This is a genomic window from Aeromonas sp. 603404, assembly GCF_049171775.1.
Taxonomy (GTDB): Bacteria; Pseudomonadota; Gammaproteobacteria; order Enterobacterales; family Aeromonadaceae; genus Aeromonas; species Aeromonas veronii_A.
This window is the reverse complement of record NZ_JAAKPE010000004.1, coordinates 35,936-55,376: the sequence shown is the minus strand read 5'-3', so window position 1 is coordinate 55,376 and position 19,441 is coordinate 35,936. Positions and strand designations below refer to the sequence as shown.

The following is a 19,441-nucleotide window of genomic DNA, read 5'->3' as shown; positions in this document are numbered from 1 at the left end:
GCACTCAAGCGCACCGCTGTTTTGCATGCAGGCAGCCTAACAAAGATGAAGTTGAGTCCCAAGAAGAAAGAGGGGAGAGGCCGGAAACGCACTGTTTCCAGCGCGGTGACCGCGTAGCTGGAAGAGTGCGCACTAGCTGGTTCGCCACAGCCTTCTCGTCCCTAAAAAAGTAGACTGGCGCACACCACGACAGGGCCGGACTGGGCGAAGGCGGGGCCCTTGTGGTTTAATCTTGCCACTTTAGCGGTAGTGGGCGACGGGCCTGCTACCTTGCGTGGGCAAGATGCAGGTGAGCAAGATGCAGATAGCAGCAGAGAGCAAGTTTATCGGACTCGGGGTAGCGGGCAATTTCGCCGGTCATCTGGAGCAGGCGGGTGAAGCGTCGGATTTCGTGGCGGTTGTGGTGCGCGACACCACGGCGCCCAAGGCGTTGTTCCCCTTCTTCGTGCCCGGTCATCCGGGTCAGCTCGGGGTATTCCCGTTGAGCGACAAGGCTATCTTCCTGCCGGAGGCGGCGGTCAGTGGTGACGAGAAGGTGCAGATCGAGCCGGAAGTGGCCCTCTGGTGCGAGCTGGAGTATGCCGACAAGCAGGTGGTGGCGATCCATCCCCGTGCCTTTGGTGCCTATAACGACTGCTCCATCCGTCGCCCCAACGCCAAGAAGATCAGCGAGAAGAAGAACTGGGGCGAAGAGAGCAAGGGGTTGGCGGCCAACCTGCTGCCGCTTTCCGGTTTTGCCGCCGGTTGCGAGCTCGATGACTATCGCATCGCTTGCTATCTGGAGCGCGATGGCGAGCTGCACGCCTACGGGGTAGACAGCGCCACCATCGACTACAGCTACTTCCACGGCAAGCTGCTCGACTGGGCCATCGACAAGTTCAACCATCAACAGGATGAAGGTCCGGCGGAGCACATTCAGGGGCTGCTGGCGCAGGCGGGACATCCTCCCCATGCGCTCATCAGTATCGGTGCCACCCGCTATACCCCGTTTGGCGAGACCCACTTCCTCAAACCGGGCGACACCTCCTGCGTGGTGGTCTACCCGGGCAGCCGTTATAGCGAAGCGGATATTCGCGAAGCGATCCGCAGCCGCCACTTTGATGCTGATATGTCGGTGCTGCTGCAAGCGGTACAGGCGCGCTAATCAGGTTGGCTCGCGGGGAGGCCACAGTCATCCTGCGGGCTGCAACAAAGAGTCATTGATGAAGATTGATACTGCAACGCGGGCCGATTATCCGGCCCTGATCGCGCTGTGGGAGGCCTCGGTGCGGGCGTCCCACCACTTCCTGCCCGAGGCCGAGATCCTCGCGCTCAAGCCGCTTATTCTGGAGCACTACTTCGATGCGGTGACACTGCACTGTGCCCGCACAGAAGAGGGGCGTATTGCCGGTTTTTGCGGGCTATGCGATGGCAAGATAGAGATGCTGTTTGTGGCACCGGCGGTGCGCGGCAGTGGCGTGGGGCGTTTGCTGGTGGCACATGCCATCAGCCAGTGCGGCGCGACGCTGGTTGACGTCAACGAGCAGAACGAACAGGCGGTGGGCTTCTATCTGAAGATGGGATTCACCGTGACGGGTCGCTCGCCGCTGGATGGTCAGGGCAAGCCCTATCCGCTGCTACATATGGCGCTGGCGCCGACCTGATCGTGCCTGATGAGGCGCAGTACCCATAAACCAACGGGGGATGGCATCAGCCATCCCCCGTTTTTTGATAGTGTTTGTTACTTGCTGGCGACCTTGTTCACCACCTTGATCAGCTGATAGCGCAGGGAGGGGGCATCGGCTGGTACATCGGTGAGCTGCTCCTTGCTGACTGTGAGCTGATACCGGTAGCCCGGCTCGAACTGGAAGCCCTCTATCTGCTGGTAGAACAGCGTCCAGGGCTGCTGCTCGTCGCTGCGAACCTGCATGCACTGCATCGGGCCAACCCCGACGCAATCGACCAGCTGGCTGTTGATATAGAGGGTCTCACCCTGTTGGACCGTGGTGCCCTGACAGGCGGTGAGCAGCAGGACGGCGCTGGCAAGCAGAGGTTTCATAAGGGCTCCTTGAGCTTAAAAGGGCATTAAAGCGGCAAACAAAAAGGCGGTCAATGACCGCCTTTGTAACAAACCATGTTGATTCAGTTCATTAGCGTTGATCAAGCGGCGTGAAGTCCCGTTGCGGGTGGCCCACGTAGAGCTGGCGCGGGCGGCCGATCTTGCTATCCGGATCGGAGTGGAACTCGTTCCAGTGGGCAATCCAGCCGATGGTACGGGAGATGGCGAAGATCACGGTGAACATGTTCATCGGGATACCGATCGCCTTCATGATGATACCGGAGTAGAAGTCCACGTTCGGGTAGAGTTTCTTCTCGATGAAGTAGGGGTCGGAGAGCGCGATGCGCTCCAGCTCCATGGCCACGTCCAGCAGCGGATCCTTGATCTGCAGCTCGGTCAGTACTTCGTGGCAGGTTTCGCGCATCACAGTGGCACGAGGGTCATGGTTCTTGTAGACACGGTGACCGAAGCCCATCAGACGGAACGGATCGTTCTTGTCCTTGGCCTTGGCGATGTACTCGGGGATGCGATCCACCGAGCCTACTTCCTCCAGCATGCGCAGGCAGGCTTCGTTGGCACCACCATGGGCCGGACCCCACAGGGAGGCGATACCTGCGGCGATACAGGCAAACGGGTTGGCACCGGAGGAGCCAGCCAGACGGACGGTGGAGGTGGAGGCGTTCTGCTCGTGATCAGCGTGCAGGGTGAAGATGCGGTCCATGGCGCGCTCGACCACCGGATTGACCTTGTACTCCTCGGTCGGTACCGCAAACATCATATGCAGGAAGTTGCCTGCATAGGAGAGGGCGTTGCGCGGATGCATGAACGGCTGGCCGATAGAGTACTTGTAACACATGGCCGCCAGGGTCGGCATCTTGGAGATGAGGCGGAAGGCGCAGATCTCGCGGTGCTGTTCGTTGTTGATGTCGAGGGCGTCGTGATAGAAGGCAGAGAGTGCGCCCACCACACCACACATGATGGCCATGGGGTGGGAGTCACGACGGAAACCACGGAAGAAGAAGGCAATCTGCTCGTGCACCATGGTATGGCGGGTCACGGTACGCTGGAAATCGGCAAACTGTGCCTTGGTCGGCGCCTCGCCGTAGAGCAGGATATAGCAGACTTCGAGATAGTTGGACTCTTTGGCCAACTGGGCGATGGGGTAACCACGGTGCAGCAAGACACCCTGATCCCCGTCAATGTAGGTGATGGCAGATTTGCAAGAACCGGTCGCCATAAAGCCCGGGTCAAAGGTGAAATACCCTTGCCCACCCAGCTTTCTAACATCGACAACATCAGGTCCAACGGTTCCAGAGAGGATCGGCAGTTCAACCGGATCTTTCCCGGGCAGGTGTAGGGTGGCTATCTTATCAGCCATAGCACGTCTCCTTTGCTCTTTATAATTTGGTTCCAGTCCTACTCTATTACGACTTTTATGACGCTGGCAAAGGTTGTTACCCATACCGAGGTGGCTGGAGCGCCCTATTTGAAACAGAGTTCCCTATCAATGTCAATTTTGCTGGGGCGGCATTAACGGCATTAATGGAATGTTAAATTAAATATGCGATCAAGTTTGCGGTTTTGTGTTTTCTTTGTAGCTGTTTGATTGTCTTCGTTTAAGGGCGTGGATATACTGCGCCACGTGGGTCATGGCTGCTGGTGTTTGAAACGCTTTGGCAAAGCCTGATGTGAAACCAAAAATTCGCGTTTTGGCTTTTTCAGAGTGTTTTGGTAACAAATAGCCAACAATCACCATCCCGTGCCCTCAAGTGTGAGTTAAAACAATAACTAACGTGCTCAATAGAGCTGAGTGGGCAAGCGTGAAAAACAAACAGAGACCGGTCAACCTCGACCTACAAACGATCAGCTTTCCTGTCACTGCCATCGCCTCCATCCTGCACCGTGTTTCAGGGGTCATTACCTTTGTGGCACTGGGCATCTTGCTGTGGATGCTTGGCACTTCACTCGCCTCTCCCGAAGGATTTGAGACAGTGGTGTCCATCATGGACAACTTCCTGGTCAAATTCGTGCTGTGGGGGATCCTGACTGCGCTGGCTTACCACATTGTGGGCGGTTTGCGTCATCTGGTCATGGACATGGGCTATTGGGAAGAGCTGGAATCCGGTAATCAGAGTGCCCGTGTGGCCTTCGTGATCACCGCGATCCTGGCCGTATTGGCGGGAGTGCTTGTATGGTAACCAATTCTGCAACATTCGGGCGTAGCGGCGTTCATGATTACATCCTGATCCGCGCCACCGCCCTCATCATGACCTGCTATGTCCTCTATCTGGTGAGTTTTGTCGCGTTCAACGACATCACCTTTGAGGTGTGGACAGGTTTCTTCGCCAATACCTTCACCAAGGTATTCACCCTGTTGGCCCTGCTGTGCGTACTGATCCATGCCTGGATCGGTCTGTGGCAGGTGTTGACCGACTATATCAAGCCGGTATGGCTACGCGGGGCGCTGCAATTTGCCCTGGTCGTGGTGCTGTTTGTCTATCTGATGACGGGTTTCGTCGTGCTGTGGGGTGTGTAAGGTGACTATTCCAACTCGTGAGTTTGATGCTGTGGTGATTGGTGCCGGTGGTGCCGGTATGCGCGCCGCGTTGCAGATTGCCCAGTCCGGCAAGAGCTGCGCTCTGTTGTCCAAGGTTTTTCCAACCCGTTCTCACACTGTTTCCGCTCAGGGCGGTATCACGGTTGCGCTGGGCAATGCCCACGATGACAACTGGCAGTGGCACATGTATGACACCGTAAAAGGCTCCGATTACATTGGTGATCAGGAGGCCATCGAGTACATGTGCAAAACCGGCCCCGAGGCTATCTATGAGCTGGAGAACATGGGCTTGCCCTTCTCCCGTTTCGATAACGGGTCTGTCTACCAGCGTCCGTTTGGTGGTCAGTCCAAGAATTTCGGTGGCGAGCAGGCTGCTCGTACCGCAGCGGCCGCCGACCGTACCGGTCACGCCCTGCTGCACACCCTTTACCAACAGAACGTCAAGAACAAGACCACCGTCTTCTCCGAGTGGTATGCGCTGGATCTGGTGAAAAACCAGGATGGCCACGTGGTGGGTTGTACCGCCATCGACATGGAGAGCGGTGAAGTGGTCTACTTCAAGGCCAAGGCCACCGTGCTGGCGACTGGCGGTGCCGGTCGTATCTACCAGTCCACCACCAACGCCCACATCAACACAGGTGACGGCGTCGGTATGGCGCTGCGTGCCGGCGTCGGCGTGCAGGACATGGAGATGTGGCAGTTCCACCCGACTGGCATCGCCGGGGCAGGGGTGCTGGTAACCGAAGGCTGCCGTGGTGAAGGCGGCTATCTGCTCAATAAAGATGGCGAGCGCTTCATGGAGCGTTACGCCCCGAACGCCAAGGACTTGGCGGGTCGCGACGTGGTGGCCCGCTCCATCATGATCGAGATCCGTGAAGGCCGTGGCTGCGACGGCCCCTGGGGCCCGCACATCAAGCTGAAGCTGGATCACCTCGGCAAAGAGGTGCTGGAATCCCGTCTGCCGGGCATCTGCGAGCTCTCTCGCACCTTCGCCCACGTGGATCCGGTCAAAGAGCCGATCCCGATCATCCCGACCTGCCACTACATGATGGGCGGCGTGCCGACCAACGTGAATGGCCAGTGCCTGACCCAGGACAAGAACGGCAACGATGTGCCGGTAGTCGGTCTGTTTGCGGTGGGCGAGATTGCCTGCGTCTCGGTGCACGGCGCCAACCGTCTGGGTGGCAACTCCCTGCTGGATCTGGTGGTGTTCGGCCGCGCGGCCGGCATGCATCTGGTCAACACTCTGGGCGAGATGGAACATGGTCGCGATGCCTCTGAGTCGGATCTGGATGCCGCACTGGCCCGCTTCAACCGCTGGGAAAATTGCCGTGACGGGGAAGACCCGGTGCAGATCCGCAAAGACCTGCAGCGCTGCATGCAGAACAACTTCTCCGTGTTCCGCGAAGGGGCTGCGATGGCAGAGGGGCTGGCCGAGCTCAAGGTTATCCGCGAGCGCCTCAAGTCAGCCCGTCTGGATGACACCTCCAAAGAGTTCAACACCCAGCGCATCGAGTGCCTGGAGCTGGACAACCTGATGGAGACGGCGTTTGCCACGGCGGTTGCCGCCAACTTCCGTACCGAGAGTCGCGGTGCTCACTGCCGCTTCGACTTCCCGGATCGCGACGATGAGAACTGGCTGTGCCACAGCCTCTATCATCCGGACACCGAGTCCATGACCCGTCGTGCTGTCAACATGTCACCCAAGACCCGTGAGGCGTTCCCGCCCAAGGTTCGGACTTACTGATTGCGGAGCCAGCCCTATGAACGTCACATTCTCTGTCTACAGATACAATCCGGATGTTGATAACGTCCCCCATATGAAGGATTATCATCTTGATATTCCTGAAGGTTCCGACATGATGGTGCTCGATGCACTGATCCAGTTGAAAGAGCTGGATCCCACGCTTGCCTTCCGCCGCTCCTGCCGCGAAGGGGTTTGTGGATCTGACGGTCTCAACATGAATGGCAAGAACGGTCTTGCCTGCATCACCCCGCTCTCCGATTTGCTGAAGAAGGGCAACAAGGTCGTTATCCGCCCCTTGCCCGGCCTGCCGGTGATCCGTGATCTGGTGATCGACATGACCCAGTTCTACGCCCAGTGGGAGAAGGTCAAACCCTTCCTCATCAATGAAGACAAGTTGCCGCCGGTGCGTGAGCACCTGCAATCCCCCGAAGAGCGTGCCAAGCTGGATGGCCTGTACGAGTGTATTCTTTGTGCCTGCTGCTCCACCTCTTGCCCCTCCTTCTGGTGGAACCCCGACAAGTTCATCGGTCCGGCCGGGCTGCTTGCCGCCTACCGCTGGCTGGCTGACAGCCGCGACACCGCGACCACCGAACGGCTGGGTAATCTGGACGACGCCTTCAGCGTGTTCCGCTGCCACGGCATCATGAACTGCGTGAACGTCTGTCCGAAAGGCTTGAACCCGACCAAGGCGATTGGCCAGATCAAGTCGATGTTGCTCAATCGGGCTGTTTAGTATTTGGGCCGGCCCTGTGCTGGCCCGACTTCCGGATAGCCATCCCACCCGTGGCAGGATGGCTGTTTGAACCCTACAAGCTGCGTAGCAGTAACAAGAAGTACAAGGGATAGAAATGCATAACGGCGTGATGAAGGCCTGGTTGGAGTCATCTCACCTGGCTGGTGCGAATGCAAGCTATATCGAGGATTTGTACGAATCCTTCCTGGAAAATCCTGACTCCGTGTCCGACGAGTGGCGCAGCCTGTTTAGCGAGCTGCCCCAGGTCAATGGCCATGCGGTTGAACAACCCCACTCCCAGGTCCGCGATTATTTCCGTCGTCTGGCCAAGGATCCCTCTCGCTACAGTGCCCCCGTCTCCGATCCGCAAGTGGATGCCAAGCAGGTGCGGGTATTGCAGCTGATCAACGCCTTCCGTTTCCGTGGTCACCAGAATGCCAATCTGGACCCGCTGGGCCTGTGGCAGCGTGAAACCGTTGCCGAACTGGATCCTGCGTTTCACAACCTGCAGGGCGCAGATATGGAGGCCACCTTCAATGTGGGCTCCTACGCCATCGGTCGCGAGACCATGGTGCTCTCCGACCTCTACGCCTCGCTGAAGAAGACCTATTGCGGCAGCATAGGCGCCGACTACATGCACCTCACCTCCACGGAAGAGAAGCGCTGGCTGCAACAGCGTCTCGAATCCATTGAAGGGAAGGGGAGCTACACCCTCGAAGAGAAGACCCGTTTCCTCGAGAGCCTGACCGCCGCCGAAGGGCTGGAGAAATATCTTGGCGCCAAGTTCCCGGGAGCCAAGCGCTTCTCGCTGGAAGGTGGCGACGCCATGATCCCCATGCTCAAGGAGCTGATCCGTCGCGCCGGTGAGCAGGGCTGCAAAGAGGCCGTTATCGGTATGGCACACCGCGGTCGTCTCAACGTGCTGATCAACGTGCTCGGTAAACGTGCGCAGGATCTGTTCGACGAGTTTGCCGGCAAGCACGGCGAATCCTGGGGTACCGGTGATGTGAAGTACCACATGGGCTTCTCTTCCGACTTCGCCACCCCGGGCGGCAACGTCCACCTGGCGCTCGCCTTCAACCCCTCTCACCTCGAAATCGTCAACCCTGTGGTCATCGGCTCGGTCCGTGCCCGTATGGATCGTCGCGGTGACAAGGATGGCTCCAGCGTGTTGCCCATCACCATTCACGGTGACTCGGCCATGGCCGGTCAGGGCGTGGTGGCCGAGACCTTCAACATGTCCCAGACCCGCGCCTATGGTGTCGGCGGGACGGTGCGCATCGTCATCAACAACCAGGTTGGTTTCACCACCTCCTATATCCGTGACCTGCGCTCCACCGAATATTGCACCGACATCGCCAAGGCGGTGCAGGCGCCGGTGCTGCATGTCAACGGGGATGATCCGGAAGCCGTGGTGCTGGTGACCCAGATTGCGCTGGATTACCGCAATACCTTCAAACGCGACGTGGTGATCGAGCTGGTCTGCTACCGTCGTCACGGCCACAACGAAGCGGATGAGCCGAGCGCGACCCAGCCTTTGATGTACCAGAAGATCAAGCAGCACCCGACCCCGCGCAAGATCTACGCCGATCAGCTGGTGGCCGAGGGGAGCCTCGCTCAGGAGCGGGCGACCGAACTGGTCAACGAGTATCGTGAAGCGCTGGATCGCGGCGAGCGGGTGAGCAAGGAGTGGCGGCCGATGGAGCTGCACTCCGTCGACTGGACCCCTTATCTGGGCCACGACTGGAACATGGCCTATGAGAGTGCCGTGCCGATGGATCACCTCAAGAGCCTCGGCGAGCGGGTGAGCCAGTATCCGGCGACCCACGTGCTGCAGCGTCAGGTCGAGAAAATTTATGAAGACCGCCGTCTGATGGCCGCGGGTGAGAAGCTGGTGGATTGGGGCTTTGCCGAAACCCTGGCCTACGCCACTCTGGTGGACAAGGGGTCCCGCATCCGCTTTACCGGTGAAGATTCCGGCCGTGGCACCTTCTTCCACCGCCACGCCGTGCTGCACAGCCAGACCGATGCCAGCACCTACACCCCGCTGTGCAACCTGCACGACGAGCAGGGTCCGTTCGAGGTGTATGACTCTGTGCTGACCGAGAACGCGGTACTGGCCTTTGAATATGGTTACGCCAGCGCCGAGCCGGCTGGCCTCACCATCTGGGAAGCCCAGTTCGGTGACTTCGCCAACTGCGCCCAGGTCGTGGTCGACCAGTTCCTCTCCTCCGGCGAGCAGAAGTGGGGCCGGATGTGCGGCCTGACCATGCTGCTGCCGCACGGTTACGAGGGGCAGGGGCCGGAGCACTCTTCCGCCCGTCTGGAGCGTTATCTGCAGATGTGCGCCCAGCACAACATGCAGGTGTGCGTGCCCTCAACCCCGGCGCAGGTGTTCCATATGCTGCGTCGTCAGGTAGTGCGCCCGATGCGCCGTCCGCTGATCGTCATGACGCCCAAATCCCTGCTGCGCCACCCGCTGGCGGTGAGCAAGCTCGAAGAGCTGGCGGAAGGCACCTTCCAGAACGCCATTGGCGAGATCGACGCGCTGGATCCGAAAGCGGTCAAGCGGGTGGTCTTCTGCTCCGGCAAGGTTTACTACGACCTGCTCGAAGCCCGTCGCAAGGCGGAGCAGAAGGATGTGGCGATCGTGCGTATCGAACAGCTCTACCCCTTCCCGGAAGAGGAAGTGCGCGCCATTCTGGCCGATTACAGCCACGTCACCGATTTTGTCTGGTGTCAGGAAGAGCCGCAAAACCAGGGCGCCTGGTACTGCACCCGTCACAACTACGATGACGTGCTGCCGACCGGAGCCACCCTGCGTTATGCCGGTCGTCCGGCGTCCGCCTCGCCGGCGGTTGGTTACATGTCCGTCCACGCCAAGCAGCAGAAAGCCTTGGTGGAAGATGCCCTTACTCTGGCCTAAGCCCTGAACAAGAAGTAACAAGGAACTGATTAGATGACTATCGAGATCAAGGTACCGGACCTGCCGGAATCAGTGGCGGATGCCACCATTGCCACCTGGCACAAGAAGCCGGGTGATCTGGTTGCCCGTGATGAAGTGCTGGTCGACATCGAAACCGACAAGGTGGTGCTGGAAGTGCCGGCACCGCAAGCTGGCGTGCTGGGCGACATCCTGCAGGCAGAGGGGGCAACCGTCCTCTCCCGCCAGCTGATCGCCACCATCAAGGCGGCTGCCGTAGCCGGTGAAGAGACCAAAGAGAAGCCGGCCGAAGCGGTTGCCGATGATGGCGCCGATGGCCTGAGCCCCTCTGTGCGTCGTCTGATTGGCGAGCACGACATCGACGTGGCCAAGCTGACTGGCACCGGCAAGGGCGGTCGCATCACCAAGGATGATGTGGAAGCCTACATCAAGGCGCTGAGCAAGCCTGCCGCAGCCGCGCCGGTGGCTGCTGCGCCGGTCGCACCGGTTGCCGCACTGGCCGGTCGCAGCGAGAAGCGGGTGCCGATGACCCGTCTGCGCAAGCGCATTGCCGAGCGTCTGCTGGAAGCGAAAAACACCACCGCCATGCTGACCACCTTCAACGAGGTCAACATGAAGCCCATCATGGATCTGCGCAAGCAGTACGGCGAGATCTTCGAGAAGAAGCACGGCATCAAGCTCGGCTTTATGTCCTTCTACGTGAAGGCGGTGGTGGAGTCCCTCAAGCGCTATCCGGAAGTGAACGCGGCGCTCGATGGTGATGACGTGGTTTACCACAACTACTTTGACGTCAGTATCGCCGTCTCTACCCCCCGTGGTCTGGTGACGCCGGTGCTGCGCGACTGCGACAACATGAGCCTGGCGGACATCGAGAAGGCCATCAAGGATCTGGCGGGCAAGGGCCGTGACGGCAAGCTGACCGTGGATGAACTGACTGGCGGCAACTTCACCATCACCAATGGTGGCGTGTTCGGCTCCCTGATGTCTACCCCGATCATCAACCCGCCCCAGAGCGCCATTCTGGGGATGCACAAGATCCAGGATCGCCCGATGGCCGTTGACGGCAAGGTCGAGATCCTGCCGATGATGTATCTGGCGCTCTCCTACGATCACCGTCTCATCGACGGACGCGAATCGGTAGGCTTCCTGGTCTCCGTCAAGGAGCTGCTGGAAGACCCGACCCGTCTGTTGCTGGACGTCTAAGCCTGTGGCACCCGGGCAAGGGGTTTGCGCCCCGAGCCGGATGTGCTGCTGGACGTTTGAGTAATACCCGAGCGATTGAAAGATAACGAGGGGCCGCCTAGGCCCCCATTCACAGGGGATTGAGAAACACCAGCCCCGGACGGAAATACCTACAACACGGATAGAGCATCTATGAATCTGCATGAATATCAGGCAAAACAGCTGTTTGCCGAGTATGGCCTGCCGGTCTCCGAAGGTTATGCCTGTGCTACCCCACAAGAAGCGGCCGAAGCGGCCGACAAGATTGGCGGCAATACCTGGGTCGTCAAATGCCAGGTACACGCCGGTGGCCGCGGTAAAGCGGGCGGCGTGAAAGTGGCCAAGAGCAAGGATGAGATCCGTGCTTTTGCCCAAAACTGGCTTGGCAAAAATCTGGTGACCTACCAGACCGACGCCAACGGCCAGCCGGTCACCAAGATCCTGGTGGAATCTTGCACCGACATCGCCAAAGAGCTCTACCTGGGCGCCGTGGTTGACCGTGGTTCGCGCCGCGTGGTCTTCATGGCCTCGACCGAAGGTGGCGTGGACATCGAGAAGATCGCCCACGAAACCCCCCATCTGATCCACAAGGCCACCCTGGACCCGCTGGTTGGCCCGCAGCCCTATCAGGCCCGCGAGCTGGCCTTCAAACTGGGTCTGGTCGGCGATCAGATCAAACAGTTCACCAAGATCTTCATGGGTCTGGGCCAGATGTTCCTGGATTGCGACTTCGCGCTGCTGGAGATCAACCCGCTGGTGATCACCGCGCAGGGCAACCTGCACTGCCTGGACGGCAAGATCAACATCGACGCCAACGCCCTGTACCGTCAGCCCAAGCTGCGCGAAATGCACGACCCGTCACAGGATGACCCCCGCGAAGCGCACGCCGCCCAGTGGGAGCTGAACTATGTGGCCCTCGATGGCAACATCGGCTGCATGGTGAACGGCGCGGGTCTGGCCATGGGCACCATGGACATCGTCAACCTGCACGGCGGCAAGCCGGCCAACTTCCTTGACGTCGGCGGCGGCGCCACCAAGGAGCGCGTAACCGAGGCGTTCAAGATCATCCTCTCCGACAGCAACGTCAAAGCGGTGCTGGTCAACATCTTTGGCGGCATCGTGCGCTGCGACATGATCGCGGAAGGCATCATAGGTGCGGTCAAGGAAGTGGGGGTCAAGGTGCCCGTCGTGGTCCGTCTGGAAGGCAACAACGCCGAGCTGGGCGGTATCAAGCTGGCCGAGAGCGGCCTCAACATCATTGCGGCCAAGAGTCTGACCGATGCCGCGCAGCAAGTCGTCAAAGCAGCGGAGGCCAACTGATGAGCGTACTGATCAACAAGGACACCCGAGTCATCTGCCAGGGCTTTACCGGCGGTCAGGGTACTTTCCACTCCGAGCAGGCGCTCTCTTACGGCACCCAGCTGGTGGGCGGCGTCTCCCCGGGCAAGGGTGGCACCACCCATCTGGGCCTGCCGGTGTTCAACACCGTCCGTGACGCGGTCGAAGCGACCGGCGCCACCGCCTCCGTCATCTATGTGCCGGCGCCGTTCTGCAAGGATGCCATCCTGGAAGCGATCGACGCGGGCATCAAGCTGATTGTGACCATCACCGAAGGCATCCCGACGCTGGATATGCTGGACGTCAAAGTGAAGCTGCAAGAGACCGGCGTGCGGATGATCGGCCCCAACTGCCCGGGCGTGATCACTCCGGGTGAGTGCAAGATCGGCATCATGCCGGGCCACATTCACAAGCCGGGCAAGGTTGGCATCGTCTCCCGCTCCGGCACTCTGACCTACGAAGCGGTCAAGCAGACCACTGACGAGGGCTTTGGCCAGTCCACCTGCGTCGGTATCGGTGGCGACCCCATCCCGGGCTCCAACTTTATCGACATTCTGGAGATGTTCCAGAACGACCCGCAGACCGAAGCGATCGTGATGATCGGCGAGATCGGCGGCAACGCCGAGGAAGACGCTGCCGCCTATATCAAGGCCCACGTCACCAAGCCGGTGGTCTCCTATATCGCCGGTGTTACTGCCCCTCCCGGCAAGCGGATGGGCCACGCTGGCGCCATCATCTCCGGTGGCAAGGGTACCGCCGCCGAGAAGTTTGCCGCGCTGGAAGATGCTGGCGTGAAAACCGTCCGCTCCTTGGCCGATATCGGCAAGGCCCTGCGCGAAGTAACCGGCTGGTAATTCCTGTTAGCCCGTTATCTCTAATAAAAAAAGCCGCCCAATGGGCGGCTTTTTTTATAGTCGCATATTGGAGGTGACAGCTAAATAATGACTTTTATATACAACTTGACCTCAATCAGGTCTCAGTGCAGGATGGAACATCAATATAAAAAAGATGAATTTATAGGAGACGTCATTTGGATGATAAACAGTTTTTGGTTGAAATAGTTAAGCATATGGCTTGGCCTTTGGTAACAATATTAGCAGTCTTTTTTGTTAAGGATAAACTAGATTCATTATTTAGTGGTGGAGTCAAGTCTGCGAAACTAGGAGATGCTGAAGTACAGTTTTTCGAAAGCCGGCAAAATAATCAAGTTAACACAGAGTTGAAGCAAGATCTTAAACACCTAATTCCTGTTGACCCTACCGGAATAAGAGATGGGCTGGAAGATAAAATCAAATCACAATTAGAGTCCATAAAAGACGAAAAGGAAAAGATAAATATACTAATCAAAAATTTAGCGCAGCAGCAGATATATGGTTATTTTGATAAAATATATTACAGTATATTTGGTTCACAGATACAGCTTTTAGAGTTTCTCATAATTAAGCCTAAAGGGGAAGCGAGTCTTCAGGAAATTGTTCCATTTTTTGAAAATGCAAAAAAGTCTTATCCTGAAGCTTTCTTAGGAAAGTTTTTCTCTGATTATATTGAATTTTTAATTAGCTGGGAATTGGTAACTAATGTAGGTGGTGAATATTCAATAACGGCTAATGGAAAGGCATTTATAGCATATATCACCGCCATGAAATTTAACAAAAACAAATCTCTATAGTGGCATTGTAAAGATTGGAGTTGATAATATGTTGATGCTGGAGGTATCGAACTATTGGTGTGCATTGTAATGTTCAAAATTGATATTACAAATTTTTAATTTCATGTAGAGTTAAGGTGGTGGAAAGATGAAGATGACGTCATTACAAGAGCTACATAGAAGCATGATTTCTATTGGTTCTGATATGCAGCAGTTTCAAGTTTCATCAGGTGCAATTGGTTTTGATTGTTTGTTTTCAACACGAGACAGACCAAATTACACATTATCTTTAACTTCACGGGGTCTAAATCCAAAATTCTTTTTATTCCAAGTGAAACGAGGATATTGGATCGACCCATTCTTTGATGGTTTTTATGCAGAACTAGCTAATTTGCTAAATACAGGTGCTAGTACTGGAAATAAATTAATGCCAAAAGATTTTTTAGAGAATTTAAATAATCAAATACCTAAGGATGCATCTGTGACTAACCATCCTTTGCCGAATGAAATTATTAGACTTCGACCAGATATTACGGAAGACCGTGAGCGTCCCTATTTTGACACATGGATATATTGGACTCGCGAAAGTGGGAAGGGGCCTAGCATAGAGAATAAACATAAGACAAAGCTGGTGCTTGGCTCTGATGCTTTTGATTACAGTGTGCGTATGAATGCATCTTCAAAATGGAGTGCAAAAGAGTTAAATCGCTCTTGGAAAGAGCAAATGCAATAACTAAGTGAATAAGTTTGTTCTAGTAATAATACCGCGCCATAAAAATGCCGACCAAAAGGTCGGCATGTTGCTTTTAAAAGGCGCTGTGCTTGTGGCATATGCTCAGATCGCCGCTGACCAGATGCTCACACTCGCCATTGTGCTTGAGCCTATTGGCTAAAGACCGTCTGCCCGCGAAAGACGGTGCGGGTGACTTTGGTGTCGGCGATCTGCTCCGGTTTGCCGGCGGCGACCAGCTGGTAGAGATCCCGATCCAGCACGATAAAGTCGGCCGATTTGCCCGCTTCGATGGATCCGCTGACGGCCTGCTGGCGCACCGCGCGCGCGCCATTGATGGTGTAGGCCGCCAGCATTTCGTCCAGGGTAATGCGCTGGCTGGCGCGATAGTCATCGCCGCTCTGGGGAGCATGGTTGACCCCGGCGGCCATATTGGCGAAGGGGCGCGGATCGCGGCTATCGACCGGCGCATCGCTGCCGGCCACCAGAATGGCCCCCGCCTTGCGCGAGCTGGCCACCGGATAGAGCGCCTGCTTGAGATACCCCTTGGGATCGTACATCGCCTCGTGCAGGGATTGCCCCTTGCGGGTCGGCTGGATAAAGGGGGTGACCAGCATGTCGTATTCGGGCTGGGGGTTGGTCCAGGCGTAGGTGAAGGTGAGGTAGAGGCCAAGCTGGCCGAGCCGCTGCTGATCGTCCGGATGCACCACCTGCAGATGGGCCAGGGTGTGGGGAGTGCCGTGATCGCCGTTGCTGGCGCGGGCCGCCTCCAGCGCATCGAGGGCCATGCGGGTGGTGCGATCACCGATACTGTGCATATGGATGCTGAAGCCTGCCTTGTCCAGCGCTCCTATATAGCGGGTGAGATCGGCCTCCCGGTAGTTGACGATCCCGTTGCTGCCGGACTCCTCGCTGTCGGCTGTGATGGTCACTTCATCGGTAGCCGGGTCTCTGGCCAGATGGGGGGTGTGGTAGTTTGCCAGCATGCCGGCATTGGGCAGGAAGGGGGGGGTTGTGAAGGGATCCCCTTCCAGCACACCGTCGAGGAAGATCTTGACCGCATCGGCCTTAATCAGCGGGTTGTTGGCAAAGGATTCTCTCACCTGGCTGGCCTTGGCAAGATGCCCCTCTATATCGAGTTTGCCCTGATAATCATCATCGCTAAAGCAGGTGGCGGCCGTGACACGCATATGCAGCAGGTCCCGTGACTGCATGGTGAGTAGTCGCTGGCGGATAAAGTCGGTGGCGCAGGCATCCTGAATGCTGGTGATACCGCGAGAGGCCATCAGCTCGGCAATGGCGGGCAGGATCTGGTCGTATTGGCTGGCTGCCTGCTCATCACTGGCGCTCAGAACGCCGCTATCGGGCACTGGAATGGCGCTGCGGGCCGTGTCACGCACCACTCCGCTGGTCAGGTCGACATAGGGGATAAAGGGCTCGAAGACCCCGCCGGGGGCCAGCGTAGTTCCATTGAAGCCGATTGTGTTGCCGTCGTTATCCTGCGCCATGGCAAGGGCGCGGGAGTTGTAGGCACTGGCATGGCCATCGACCCCGGCCAGCACCACCGGATTGTCGGGGGCGGCGGCATCGAGGGCTGCCAGCAGGGTGGCATGGCTGGCGGTTGCCGTATTGCCCTCGTAGGGAGACCACTGGTTGACTACCAGCCACTCCCCCGGTTTGGCCGCATAGCGGGGCAGGCATGTGCTGATCTTGGCGGCCAGCTGATCCAGAGTGACGGGTTTGCCATCGAGATCGCACATGTCCAGCGCCACCGTACCGAGCAGATGGATATGGTTGTCATGCAGGCCGGGCAGTACCATTCGGCCTTGCAGATCCACCACCCGGGTGGTGGGGTGCTTGAGCGCTTCGGCCCCCTCCTGGTTGCCCACATAGATAAACTGGCCGTCACTGACCATCATGGCCTCGGCTACCTGACGCTGCCCATCCTGGGTGTGGATCTTGCCGTTGAGATAGAGGGTCGTTGCCCCATTCGTATCATTGGTGTCACTTCGGCAGCCACCGAGCAGGCCTGCGGCCAACAGGAGGGTGATGCCAAATCGGGTTGAGGTATGTTTGCTATCCATTGCACTGCTCTCCTTGGGTTAAATGCAGTAATTACTGCAGATCTGAGCAGATATGTTTATTGCAGCTATTCTGAAAAAATCCAGTAATTACTGCATTTGTTTAACTTTTTGTTTACCTTGTCTCATGGATGTCAATGAGCCACTACCGGTCGTGACCCGGGCAAAGAGGGGACCTCAGTGGTTCGAAGGAGAGAAGATGTCAGAACAACGAGTGCCTGCCGCCCTGCATATGCGGCGTCAGCCCCGGCAGCAGCGCAGTCAGGAGGTGGCGAGTCGCATTGAACAGGCCACCCTGCTGTTGCTGCAGGAGCGAGGTTTTGCCGCCCTCAACACCAATGCCATTGCTGATCGGGCCGGTGTCGGGATCAAATCGCTCTACCACCTCTATCCCAACAAGGAGGCGATCATTTGCCGTCTCGCTATGGGGTGGCTGGCAGCTATCTGTGAGGCGCAAGAGCAGATCCGAACCCAGGCGACCAGTTGGCCGCACGTGCTGGTGCTGCTGGATCTGGCGCTTGAAGAGCTTGATCGTCGCTTTGTCGGCTATGGTGCCTTGTGGCACGCCATGGATCTCATCCCCGAACTGCACGTGGTCGAGCAGGAGCACGAGCGGCGCCAGATTGACTTCTGGTCATCCCTGCTGCGCGACTTTGGCTGCCGCTGGCCGGAGGCCGAGCTCACGAGTCTGGTGCGCTACTTCTATCGCACCGCCGATGTGACCAAGCAGTGCACCCGTGGTGATGGGGAGGCGGGCCAGAGGATGTGGTTGCTGCATCGTCGCTGGAGCGAGCAGCTGATCGCTGCCGCTATTGCCGAGTCCGACCCGGCACGGGTGTGGCAGGCAAGGCCAGCCCTGCTTATGGGCACGGAAGTGCAGGCAAAGGCGGCGCCATAACAGGCGCCGCAAGGTGTGCGGGTCGGCGCTTTGCTTGTTGTAGCCAGACGTGGCTGAACCGTGCAAGAGCGATGTCAGCGCGATTATTTATCCGCCTTGCCCGCCGCATCGGCAAGTTTGGCCAGCTGTTTGTCATACCAGGCCACCGGACGGTTCTCATCTTCCGCCCGCTCCTTGCGCCTGATGGCGTTGCGCACCGCCATGGCGCCCAGCCAGCGAAAGGGTTCGGGCGGAAAATAGCCGCGCGGGCCGCTGACCAGCGCGCAGTCGCGCCACGGCTTGTCCGCTTCCCGCACCTCATCGCGCACCAGGGCCGCCAGTACTTGACCGCCCATCCAGCTCTGCGCCACTCCGTTGCCGGAATAACCGAGGCCATAGACGATATTGGGCTGCCCTCGCCAGTGGCCGAAGAAGGGGAGGCCATCCACCGAGCGGTCGGAGGCGCCGCACCAGCTGGCGGCGATGGGCACCTCTTTGAGCGCCGGAAAGAAGCGGCGCAGGGTGCGGGTGAGGGGAGCAAGATAACGGCTGGGGGCATCAAACTCGGCCAGATGGCGGTTGGCAAAGGCGAAGGTGTTGCCCCCCTTGCCCAGCATCAGCCGCCCTTGCGGGGTGGAGCGGTAGTAATGGACAAAGGTGCGGCCATCCACCACGGAGCGGCCGTGCGCAAGCTGCTGGGCGGCCAGTGCATCCGGCGCGGGGTCGGTTATCACCATATCGGAGGAGACCAGCACGATACTGCGGCGAAACTCGCGAAAGTGCTGCACCATGGCGCTGTTGAGGGCCAGCACCACCTTGCGGGCACGCACCTCACCCTGCGGCGTTTGCACCCGCGCTGGCTGGCCCGCCTCAAGGCGCTGCATGGGGGAGTGTTCATAGACCTCGACCCCCAGCTCCCGCGCCACCCGCAGCAGGCCGCGCACCAGCAGTGCCGGCTGCACCGAACCGGCGTGGGGGCTGTAAAGCCCCTCCAGATGGACATGGGAGCCGCTCTGGCTCGCCAGTTCACCCTCCGCAATCGCCTGCCACTGGTTAAGGTCGGCTCGCTGTAGCTCCCGTAATACCGGCTCCATCAGGCCGCGCTGTGCCTCGCTGGTGGCGGTGTAGCAGGTGCCCTCGACCCTCAGCTCCGCCTCAATGTTGTGCGTTTCGCAGACGCGGGCGATCTCGTGCACTGCCTGTTCGGACCTTTGCACCAGCCAAGCGGCCTGCTGCTCGCCAAAGAGGCGCTTTAACGTCAGGTATTTGGCCGACCAGGTGAGCAAACAGCCGCCGTTGCGCCCGGAGGCGCCGCTGCCGCAGCGATCTTTTTCCAGCACCATGATGCGCAAGTGTGGCTCGGCCTGTTTAAGGGCGATGGCGCTCCACAGCCCGGTAAAGCCGCCACCGACGATGCAGACATCGGCCTCGTGGTGGCCGTGAAGTGGCGTGGGGGGCGCGGGCTGTTCGGCGGCGAGTGCTTCGGCCAGCCAGAAGGGGAGAGTGGACATGATGACTCCTCGATAA

General features: G+C 58.4%; 18 protein-coding genes. 13 read left to right on the top strand and 5 right to left on the bottom strand.

Translation table 11 applies throughout. From position 1 onward, the window contains the following. Positions 1 to 298: 298 nt before the first annotated feature. The gene (locus G5306_RS07525; protein ID WP_421312665.1) at positions 299 to 1,144 is read left to right on the top strand and encodes a DUF5718 family protein; all 846 of its coding nucleotides are present in this window, start codon (positions 299 to 301) and stop codon (positions 1,142 to 1,144) included. Positions 1,145 to 1,202: 58 nt separating this feature from the next. After that, the gene (locus tag G5306_RS07520; protein ID WP_227342699.1) at positions 1,203 to 1,643 is read left to right on the top strand and encodes an acetyltransferase; all 441 of its coding nucleotides are present in this window, start codon (positions 1,203 to 1,205) and stop codon (positions 1,641 to 1,643) included. 77 nt (positions 1,644 to 1,720) lie between these two features. Here the strand turns inward: G5306_RS07520 and G5306_RS07515 are convergent, their stop codons facing one another. From G5306_RS07515 to G5306_RS07505, 3 genes are all read right to left on the bottom strand, one after another. Beyond that, entirely contained in the window at positions 1,721 to 2,038 is a 318-nt protein-coding gene (locus G5306_RS07515; RefSeq protein ID WP_227342700.1) for a DUF4377 domain-containing protein, read from the bottom strand. A gap of 91 nt (positions 2,039 to 2,129) precedes the next feature. Beyond that, positions 2,130 to 3,416, bottom strand: a complete 1,287-nt coding sequence (locus G5306_RS07510; RefSeq protein WP_005346116.1) for a citrate synthase — start codon at positions 3,414 to 3,416, stop codon at positions 2,130 to 2,132. Positions 3,417 to 3,605: 189 nt separating this feature from the next. Beyond that, complete coding sequence (locus tag G5306_RS07505; protein WP_005346115.1) at positions 3,606 to 3,794, bottom strand: hypothetical protein; 189 nt, start codon at positions 3,792 to 3,794, stop codon at positions 3,606 to 3,608. A 64-nt stretch (positions 3,795 to 3,858) separates the two neighbouring features. Here G5306_RS07505 and sdhC point away from each other — a divergent pair, with 64 nt between their 5' ends. From sdhC to G5306_RS07455, 10 genes are all read left to right on the top strand, one after another. Further along, entirely contained in the window at positions 3,859 to 4,236 is a 378-nt protein-coding gene (gene sdhC / locus G5306_RS07500; protein WP_005346101.1) for a succinate dehydrogenase cytochrome b556 subunit, read from the top strand. Further along, entirely contained in the window at positions 4,230 to 4,574 is a 345-nt protein-coding gene (gene sdhD, locus G5306_RS07495) for a succinate dehydrogenase, hydrophobic membrane anchor protein (protein WP_421312664.1), read from the top strand. Before sdhC ends, sdhD begins: the two co-directional genes overlap by 7 nt. Position 4,575: 1 nt before the next feature. Then, positions 4,576 to 6,342, top strand: coding sequence for a succinate dehydrogenase flavoprotein subunit (gene sdhA, locus G5306_RS07490; protein WP_013723668.1), 1,767 nt, complete (start codon positions 4,576 to 4,578; stop codon positions 6,340 to 6,342). Between the two features lie 16 nt (positions 6,343 to 6,358). Beyond that, a complete protein-coding gene (locus tag G5306_RS07485) occupies positions 6,359 to 7,075 on the top strand; it encodes a succinate dehydrogenase iron-sulfur subunit (RefSeq protein WP_216978904.1) in 717 nt (238 codons plus the stop codon). Positions 7,076 to 7,190: 115 nt separating this feature from the next. Beyond that, a complete protein-coding gene (gene sucA, locus G5306_RS07480; protein WP_219263778.1) occupies positions 7,191 to 10,001 on the top strand; it encodes a 2-oxoglutarate dehydrogenase E1 component in 2,811 nt (936 codons plus the stop codon). Positions 10,002 to 10,034: 33 nt separating this feature from the next. Beyond that, on the top strand, positions 10,035 to 11,222 hold the full coding sequence (gene odhB / locus G5306_RS07475) for a 2-oxoglutarate dehydrogenase complex dihydrolipoyllysine-residue succinyltransferase (protein ID WP_041210302.1): 1,188 nt from the start codon (positions 10,035 to 10,037) through the stop codon (positions 11,220 to 11,222). Between the two features lie 171 nt (positions 11,223 to 11,393). Then, the gene (sucC, locus tag G5306_RS07470) at positions 11,394 to 12,560 is read left to right on the top strand and encodes an ADP-forming succinate--CoA ligase subunit beta (RefSeq protein ID WP_005346090.1); all 1,167 of its coding nucleotides are present in this window, start codon (positions 11,394 to 11,396) and stop codon (positions 12,558 to 12,560) included. Beyond that, a complete protein-coding gene (gene sucD / locus G5306_RS07465; RefSeq protein ID WP_005333542.1) occupies positions 12,560 to 13,432 on the top strand; it encodes a succinate--CoA ligase subunit alpha in 873 nt (290 codons plus the stop codon). The genes sucC and sucD overlap by 1 nt, the downstream gene beginning before the upstream one ends. Before the next feature lie 176 nt (positions 13,433 to 13,608). Next, the gene (locus G5306_RS07460) at positions 13,609 to 14,247 is read left to right on the top strand and encodes a hypothetical protein (protein ID WP_421312663.1); all 639 of its coding nucleotides are present in this window, start codon (positions 13,609 to 13,611) and stop codon (positions 14,245 to 14,247) included. Positions 14,248 to 14,374: 127 nt separating this feature from the next. Then, positions 14,375 to 14,959 carry a DUF6037 family protein gene (locus tag G5306_RS07455; RefSeq protein ID WP_421312662.1) on the top strand — a complete coding sequence of 195 codons (585 nt, stop codon included), beginning with the start codon at positions 14,375 to 14,377 and terminating at the stop codon, positions 14,957 to 14,959. Positions 14,960 to 15,108: 149 nt separating this feature from the next. On the opposite strand, the gene G5306_RS07450 is transcribed toward G5306_RS07455, so the two are convergent. Beyond that, entirely contained in the window at positions 15,109 to 17,040 is a 1,932-nt protein-coding gene (locus tag G5306_RS07450) for an amidohydrolase (RefSeq protein WP_421312661.1), read from the bottom strand. A gap of 196 nt (positions 17,041 to 17,236) precedes the next feature. Here G5306_RS07450 and G5306_RS07445 point away from each other — a divergent pair, with 196 nt between their 5' ends. Next, positions 17,237 to 17,935 carry a TetR/AcrR family transcriptional regulator gene (locus G5306_RS07445; RefSeq protein WP_266134848.1) on the top strand — a complete coding sequence of 233 codons (699 nt, stop codon included), beginning with the start codon at positions 17,237 to 17,239 and terminating at the stop codon, positions 17,933 to 17,935. 83 nt (positions 17,936 to 18,018) lie between these two features. Here G5306_RS07445 and G5306_RS07440 read toward each other — a convergent pair whose 3' ends face one another. Beyond that, a complete protein-coding gene (locus G5306_RS07440; protein ID WP_421312660.1) occupies positions 18,019 to 19,425 on the bottom strand; it encodes an FAD-dependent oxidoreductase in 1,407 nt (468 codons plus the stop codon). Between the last annotated feature and the right edge of the window lie 16 nt (positions 19,426 to 19,441).

Coding starts and splice junctions, on each gene's coding strand:
- sucC (WP_005346090.1), top strand. CDS start 11,394: ATGAATCTGCATGAATATCAGGCAAAACAGCTGTTTGCCGAGTATGGC.
- G5306_RS07505 (WP_005346115.1), bottom strand. CDS start 3,794: ATGGTGATTGTTGGCTATTTGTTACCAAAACACTCTGAAAAAGCCAAA.
- G5306_RS07485 (WP_216978904.1), top strand. CDS start 6,359: ATGAACGTCACATTCTCTGTCTACAGATACAATCCGGATGTTGATAAC.
- G5306_RS07455 (WP_421312662.1), top strand. CDS start 14,375: ATGAAGATGACGTCATTACAAGAGCTACATAGAAGCATGATTTCTATT.
- sucD (WP_005333542.1), top strand. CDS start 12,560: ATGAGCGTACTGATCAACAAGGACACCCGAGTCATCTGCCAGGGCTTT.
- odhB (WP_041210302.1), top strand. CDS start 10,035: ATGACTATCGAGATCAAGGTACCGGACCTGCCGGAATCAGTGGCGGAT.
- G5306_RS07450 (WP_421312661.1), bottom strand. CDS start 17,040: ATGGATAGCAAACATACCTCAACCCGATTTGGCATCACCCTCCTGTTG.
- G5306_RS07440 (WP_421312660.1), bottom strand. CDS start 19,425: ATGTCCACTCTCCCCTTCTGGCTGGCCGAAGCACTCGCCGCCGAACAG.
- G5306_RS07510 (WP_005346116.1), bottom strand. CDS start 3,416: ATGGCTGATAAGATAGCCACCCTACACCTGCCCGGGAAAGATCCGGTT.
- G5306_RS07520 (WP_227342699.1), top strand. CDS start 1,203: ATGAAGATTGATACTGCAACGCGGGCCGATTATCCGGCCCTGATCGCG.
- sucA (WP_219263778.1), top strand. CDS start 7,191: ATGCATAACGGCGTGATGAAGGCCTGGTTGGAGTCATCTCACCTGGCT.
- G5306_RS07445 (WP_266134848.1), top strand. CDS start 17,237: ATGTCAGAACAACGAGTGCCTGCCGCCCTGCATATGCGGCGTCAGCCC.
- G5306_RS07525 (WP_421312665.1), top strand. CDS start 299: ATGCAGATAGCAGCAGAGAGCAAGTTTATCGGACTCGGGGTAGCGGGC.
- G5306_RS07515 (WP_227342700.1), bottom strand. CDS start 2,038: ATGAAACCTCTGCTTGCCAGCGCCGTCCTGCTGCTCACCGCCTGTCAG.
- sdhD (WP_421312664.1), top strand. CDS start 4,230: ATGGTAACCAATTCTGCAACATTCGGGCGTAGCGGCGTTCATGATTAC.